We start from the raw sequence: 7,153 nt of genomic DNA, 5'->3' as shown, positions 1-7,153 counted from the left end.
AGATTTCGGGTGCTCAGTGGAATCAGCAAAATGTTGCTCAAGTTTTGAAACATCGGTGCGCTTATCTCAATGGCTATTTCTATTCCCCTAAGTATTTTTGCTCAGTGCCTAATTGAGATGCTCCCTCTTGAGTAAAGATTTCCAACATTTCTTCAACCCATTTCTCTACAGTTTCTTGACTAATTGACCATATCTTCTTTGAGGGAACTTTGAAATAACGTGTTCTTTCTTTAATCTCCTCAGCCAGCATATCGCTAGCTAAAAGTGTTTCCCCAGTTTTAGTATCAATATAGGTTGATATCCCATCTGAATCACCTTCTTGAAGAACGCTTTTGAAGAAGTCTAAATTTATTCTTAATTGTTTTGGAGAGTTCATCGCTCTAGATTTAAAAAATTGGTTGGCAGTAGTAAAATTGATAGCTAGTTCATATTGTCTATATTTCAGAAGTATGGACTTCAATATGTTGACAGTGGGCTTAACCATCTGTCAATTAGCCAAGAAATGTATATGGAAATGATGGCGTAAGTGAAGCAAGATAATCCATAGATCTGGGTGATATTATGGATCTTAAGATAATACAAGGGCGACTAAAGACTGTCACTATTATCAACCTCACTATTTACTAGTTTGAGCTTGCCATGCAAATAATTAAACGAACAACGCTGCTTTATCAGGCTGGCAGCTCAACTAAGGTCTACGAAATCGATCTTTGTCAGGTTGGGGATAATCGCTATGTGGTCAACTCGCGGTATGGGAAACAAGGGGCTGTCCTCAAAGAGAATTCCGAGACAGTGACAGCAGTATCCCTAGAGCAAGCGCAGAAATTGCTCGATCGCTTAGTCAATGCAAAAGTAAGCAAAGGCTATCGTGATGCTACTGGGGAAACTGAGGCGACTTCTACCCCGATCGCCAGTCCGGCAACTTCTACCCCGATCGCCAGTCCACCACCGATAGAAATTCCCATTGATAGCGATGCTAGAAGTCAAGCGATTCTCAATCGCTTGGTGGCAATCTTAAATGTGGGCGTTCCTTCTAGCGTTGCATCTCGTAGTGGGGTGAGGAATACAAGGCGTGGTCGTCAACCGCGTACAAACCTAGTAGATCGGATGGGCAATCCCTTAGTGGCTAAGCGCGATCGCCAGCATCCCTTAGATCGATTGATTTGGCGGGTGGGAGAACTAAAGATAGCAGCGGCAGCACCTCTTTTGTTACGGATGCTCAACACTTCGCGCAATCCCATCAGGAACTATGCGATCGCTTGGTCATTAGGATGGTGTGGCGATCGCAGCGTCATTCCCCCATTAGAAGGGCTGTATCAAAATAGTGCTACACCAGACTCAGTAAAGCGTATTGCCTTTGAAGCTGTTTTTAAACTGGCTGATCATGCTAAACAAGCGGAGATGCGATCGCAATTAATCACACAATTACCGATCGCACTGCAAGATCCAGTTCGACATGGCACTGCTGAGCAATTTGCGGAAGCTTTTCAGACTTTTCTCAATAGCGACGATCGCTACCGTTTTATGGCGATCGAATTGCTCTATCAAATCGATAGTGAGAATATTCGCCCAGCGATTTTAGAGGTTTTAAGAACAGTTCCTCTAGAATATAACTACTTCCAAAGAGTGCGCCATATCTTCAAAATTGCCGAATATCGTCAAGATGCCGAAGCATTTGCAATTCTGGCAAAACGCTTCGAGCAAGATAAACAACCAGACTATGAAGAGTTTGAGAATAATATTGAGAATAATCAGGCTTATTCCCAAAAAACGCGCAGTTACTTAAGGCGGCGAGTATGGCGATCGCTCCGTAAACTTGGAGAATTAAACGATTCAGCCTACATTAACTTAGCCGTAAGTATTCTCTTGCAGTATTCAGATGTTGATGCCGAGGAAGTGCGTCAATCCGTTTACTATAAATACGATCGCAATTGGAATCGGTATGAATCAGTAAGAATTGAATGGGATATCTATGCTAAATATCTCACCTTCAATCATATTCTCTATGAGCATAGCCCCCGTTATGTACTGAAGCCTAACGCTAGAGCATGGCGATGTGTTCCACCCTATAAGCCTGAAAGTCCTGAGCCAAAAGTTAGAGAAGAAGCATTCCCTCAACTGTGGGAACAGCATCCCACTGCGCTATTACAACTTCTATTAGAAAGTGAAGCCCGCCCCGTACATCATTTTGCCGTTAAAGCGCTGCGGTCATGTCAAAGTTTTTGTGCAGAGATATCCCTAGAGAATCTGATTAAAATCCTAGCCCGCCCTTATGAAGTCACCGCGCAATTGGGATTTGAGCTAGCAAGGGCACGCTACCAACCTGATCAGCCCGATGGCAAATTAATTTTAGCGGTGGCTAATTGTGCTTTTGCACCTGCGCGAACTGAGGCTTATCGATGGATTAACGAACAGCGCGATCGCTTTTTAGCCGAAGATAGTCAATTAATTGCGGGGTTAGTATTGAGCAAACAGGCAGAGACGAGGACTTTTGCGCGGCAGTTACTCGGTACGGCTATTTTGAGTGATGTCACAGCGCGATCGCTAATTGGACAGATTATTGCCCTGATGCTGACCCTGCAACCCGATCAAGCAGAACAAGCTAAACAAGGAGCAGAAACTCTATTACTTAGCTTCAGTATACAATTGCGATCGCTAGGCTTAGAAATTATTCTCGATCTCCTGCGTCATCCCCTGCCAGAGTTACAAACCTTGGGAGCGCAGATTCTGGTGAACCATGAAATAAATGTCATGGACTTACCATCAGGCTTAATGGAAGCTCTATTAGAATCCCCCTATGATCATGTTAGGGTTTTGGGTGTGCGGCTGTTTGGGCAATTGCCCGATCGCGTTTTGTTAGAACGGACGACCCTAATCTTGGCGATCGCGACCCATGCGATCGCGGATATGCGCGAAGCGATTCGTCCGATCATTCGTCGATTGGCTAATGACAATCATGACTTCAGCTTAACCTTTGCAGGGCAACTACTCCAAGTCTTGCTTGCACCTGAAGCGAACGAAGGGGTGCATAAATTTCTCAGTCAGTTGCTCCAAAACGATTTGCCTGAATGGATGTCTGCTGCTACCCAAGAGTTGACGCAGCAACTTCTCCAAACCAAATCTACTGCCGCTCAAGAAGTGGCGGGATCTATCCTCTCCGTCAATGGATCGGTTTGGGCGAGTAGTTTTACGACCTCAGAGATTGCTCAGTTTAGCAACCATGAAGTGTTAACAGTTCGCATTGCCTCCTATGCTATGGGCGAACAGATACTCCCCCGTCTGCATCGTCAACCAGAGGAATTACTCGCAGCATTACCATTTCTCGAATCACGCTGGGATGATGCAAGGCTATTTGGATTTCGCCTCTTTGGAGAATTACTCCAACCTGAAGACTTCACACCTGTGGTGATTATCAGCATCTGCGATAGCATTCGCGCTGATGTGCGCAAGTTTGGTCGCGATTTAGTCAGTCGCTGTTTTCAAGAAACCGATGGACAAGAATATCTAGTTAAATTTAGCGAACATCCTTCTACGGATATGCAGCTATTTGCCACCAATTATCTAGAAAACTACGCGGCAAATAATCCCAGTCGTTTGCAGGAGCTAATTCCCTATTTCACAAGAGTCTTAGCCCAAGTAAATCGCGGTCGTGTCACCAAGCAACGGGTATTCGCTTTTCTCAATCAAGAAGCAACTAAAAGCGAAGCTGCTGCGCATATCGTCGCCCAAATCTTCACCCGACAATCTGCGGCGATCGCGATCGGGGATAAAGCCAAAGCCCTAGAATCCCTCTTAAAAATCCATCTTACCTATCCTCAAATTCCTCTTCCTATCAAGGTATCTACTATCCCCACAAAATCATAAAGAAGCGTCAATTCGTTAGTAAACAAAGAAATGATTGAAACAATAATTCCTAATATTTTTATTGATCTCGCTATGGGCATATTACTGTATGGCAGTATTACTTTTTTTCACTGTGCTACATCACATGTGTTTATTATGGGAATAAGTTTCCATGTATCTAATCGAGACTTATTTAGATGGCTTTCTGAAGAGCCTTATAATATTATCCTTGTGACTCCAATAGTCTTTCACTGTGTCACAGCAGCAGTAATTACAGCTGCTGTGAGTAGCCAAATTAATATGATAGATATTTTTATCATCAACACTATTCCAATAGCTATTTACGTCTTTTGGCAAATGATAGAATCGAAAAGATATGAAAGGGAATCGAGAAAATTTGAGATTGAAGCGAAGATCATATTAGCTGAGCGTTTTACTAATGAAGAAGACCTTGACAAAATCCTAAGCAAAATTTTCGGGCAAGTCGAAAAAAGTCGAGATGAGAATGAAGTGCCATATTATTATGAGATAATTGGAACGCTTATTCTGATTAGTGGTGGACTTATAGGCAAACTTGTAACGGTTTGGTCTAATTGATGAACCTGTGGAAATTAATAAAGTGCTGAAAGCTGAGCATATTTTGTCATCTCAAATAAATAGTGGAGCGGGCAAAAACATCATGCTATAATTCCCGTCAATGAAGACTGACACCCTGTTTTATCAATTATTTCAATCCTTCCACACCCTACTATTCGAGCTAATTGATCGCCCGATCGCAGAAGCCGAAGGATACAAATTCAGCTCAGCTGAGATCAAAGAAAAAGCATTTCGGTTTGACGGTATCTTCATGCCCGAAACCAACGACAAACCAATATTTCTAGTAGAAGTCCAATTTCAACCCAAAGAAGACTTCTACTCCGAATTCTTAGCCGAAATCTTCCTCTATCTCAACCAATATCGCCCCATCCAAGACTGGCAAGCCGTAGCCATCTTTGCCAAATACAATAGCGAACCAATACCCGACAAATTCTGCCAAGAACTAATTGCCTCAGGAAGGATCACCCGCATATATTTAGAAGACCTGCGGGAAGAAACGAACTCCCTTGGCATAGCCATCATTCAGCTAATCTTAGCCACAGAAAAAAAAGCACCAACCATGGCAAGAAAACTAGCCAAAAAAGTTGAGCAAGAAACAAACACTGAACTGAGAGATAACGTAGTAGAATTCATAGAGGCAGTGTTGGTATACAAATTCCCAAAACTAAGTCGTCAAGAGGTTGAATCGATGTTTACACATAGCGATCTAAAGAAAACCCGCGTCTACCAAGAGGCTATGCAGGAAGGTAAACAAGAGGGTTTGCAAATTGGTAAACAAGAGGGCTTGCAAATTGGTAAACAAGAGGGTTTACAAAGACAGGCTGCGATGTTGGTACGGATGCTGACTCGGAAATTTGGTAAAATATCTCCAAGCATAAAATCTAAAATTTCTAAACTATCTGCCGTGCAGCTAGAAAATTTAGCCGAAGTAATCTTTGACTTACAAACAACTGCTGATTTAAGCGCTTGGCTAAAAGAACATTTGGCGCGTTGAACAAGAGCAACGAAAGGGTATTACACAATTGCATTAGCGATGCGATCGCTATGCATTCGCAAAGCGAGGATATGTTCGCATGGCCCTTTAAATAGTTTGTTTTGCTGATGCCAGTTGCAAGTACATTCGGCGTGAACAATGCGTAGATCGCGATCGAGCGTGACCATAGGTAGGAAAGTTTGATTTTTATGGCGCACTTCTCCTTGCAAAAATTGAGTTCCCGAAGTATCAATATTGTCACTGGTAATCCGCACAGCATTCTGCTCTAAAAATTGACTCGCTTGGGCTTCGCGATCGCTAGCAAAGCGCAGTTTATCCATCGGCAAAGGCACATTGGACAGTTCGCGCACGCGATAGACCTGCTTATTTAAGTCATAAATCGCTCTACCCGCCTGAGTATAGGCACTGAGCGCACCAAGAACCACCGAGCGATCGAGTCTGAGTCTTGCTGCTAGAGCGTCAGGGGATTCCACCCAATTCTGCTTGAGTGCTTCAAAAATCTGGCGTTTGGTGCGGTCATCAACATTTGCCCTAGGCGCAAGTAAATCAAAATTACTCGCCTTTGCCCAGTCATTAGCCGTCCAGCCCGATAACCCCAAAGTGAAGGACATATCTTCAAGATCGGCGACATAGAAAGAAGGCATTCCATTGCCAAGTAAATGCACGGTGAATTTACGCGCAACGGGAATCAGCCGTTCCAAAATCAAGAGACGACGACGACCCCAAACGCGGATCGTGCGATCGCTATTGCCCTCATAAATCGAGCGGGAACAGACTATTTCCGTTCCCCAAGGCTCAAATACAATTCGGATAGGTTCGTTCGGCTTGAGAATATAGCGCATACTGCGCGGTCCCTGCTTTTCTTTGCGACGACGCAAAACAAAACAGATGTTATAAATATCGGTGGGATGGAGGTCAAAGCGAATTGCGGGAAGTGACATTGCCGAGCTAACCTGCAAAAAGCCGCGCACCCAAGTATCTGGTAGATCGATTTTGACTTCTTTATAGTCAGCCTCTCCTGTGGTCTTTACTTCAAACCCCGAAGGATCGACTTCCAATAACGTCCGTTTATAACTGCGAATCTTTTGGAACTCATCGTAGAGTGCGGCAGAGTAATCGATGTTGGTAGTGCCGCAGGCAAATTCATCAATATTCTTAAATACCTCATAGCTAGCCCCCAGACGACCATAGCTAGACTCATCTTGACTAAAGCATTCAAAGAAAACTTCATCGGGATGAACGGTAATTACAGGGTCAAGCACAAACCAATAATCTCGATCCTTTTGATAGAGATAATCAAAATATCTCGCGGTGGCTCGATAAAATCCAGACATCCGTTCCGAACTGCGTCGATTTAGATCCGTGAGATCGGCTTGGAGGGCTTTGATCCTATCTGTAACTTCTTGGCGTTGGGCGGCGACCAGTTGCCAGTCAATCTCATTGCGCTGGGCTGCCCAAGCTTTGTAAGCTTCTTTATCCTTTGGCTTAAAACGAAGGTCAGAAACTACAACGTCATGCAAGGCACTAATCGCTTCTCGAAAGGCAATATTCTGATGCAGTTCGCCTCTAAAGTAGGTGGGTTGCCTTGTCAGGTCAGGCGAGAATGACATCGCTGTGCGATCGCCTTGTCCAGACACTGACGAACTGCCCTTGTAGTTGTAGTTAAATTCCATACAAATTCCGACTCTTCATCAAGCATAAACCAATCGCTGTATTTTT

At 43.8% G+C, this 7,153-nt stretch carries 5 protein-coding genes; 3 read left to right on the top strand and 2 right to left on the bottom strand.

Annotated elements, in window-relative coordinates; translation table 11 throughout:
* Positions 1–79: 79 nt before the first annotated feature.
* Positions 80–376 (bottom strand): hypothetical protein, encoded by a 297-nt coding sequence (locus tag PseudUWO310_RS06750; protein WP_190315931.1) that lies wholly within the window; start codon positions 374–376, stop codon positions 80–82.
* A gap of 263 nt (positions 377–639) precedes the next feature.
* On the opposite strand from PseudUWO310_RS06750, the gene PseudUWO310_RS06745 reads away from it, so the two are divergent.
* From PseudUWO310_RS06745 to PseudUWO310_RS06735, 3 genes are all read left to right on the top strand, one after another.
* Positions 640–3,864, top strand: coding sequence for a hypothetical protein (locus PseudUWO310_RS06745; protein ID WP_142599964.1), 3,225 nt, complete (start codon positions 640–642; stop codon positions 3,862–3,864).
* 30 nt (positions 3,865–3,894) lie between these two features.
* Positions 3,895–4,440, top strand: coding sequence for a hypothetical protein (locus tag PseudUWO310_RS06740; RefSeq protein WP_142599963.1), 546 nt, complete (start codon positions 3,895–3,897; stop codon positions 4,438–4,440).
* A 100-nt stretch (positions 4,441–4,540) separates the two neighbouring features.
* Positions 4,541–5,434: an Rpn family recombination-promoting nuclease/putative transposase gene (locus PseudUWO310_RS06735; RefSeq protein WP_142599962.1), complete on the top strand. Its 894-nt coding sequence runs from the start codon at positions 4,541–4,543 to the stop codon at positions 5,432–5,434.
* 20 nt (positions 5,435–5,454) lie between these two features.
* Here PseudUWO310_RS06735 and PseudUWO310_RS06730 read toward each other — a convergent pair whose 3' ends face one another.
* On the bottom strand, positions 5,455–7,107 hold the full coding sequence (locus tag PseudUWO310_RS06730) for an SWIM zinc finger domain-containing protein (RefSeq protein ID WP_142599961.1): 1,653 nt from the start codon (positions 7,105–7,107) through the stop codon (positions 5,455–5,457).
* Positions 7,108–7,153: the final 46 nt, after the last annotated feature.

This window comes from Pseudanabaena sp. UWO310, assembly GCF_006861605.1.
In the GTDB taxonomy this organism is placed as follows: Bacteria; Cyanobacteriota; Cyanobacteriia; order Pseudanabaenales; family Pseudanabaenaceae; genus Pseudanabaena.
The sequence above is the reverse complement of the archived record's forward strand: the minus strand, read 5'-3'. Positions and strand labels throughout refer to the sequence as shown.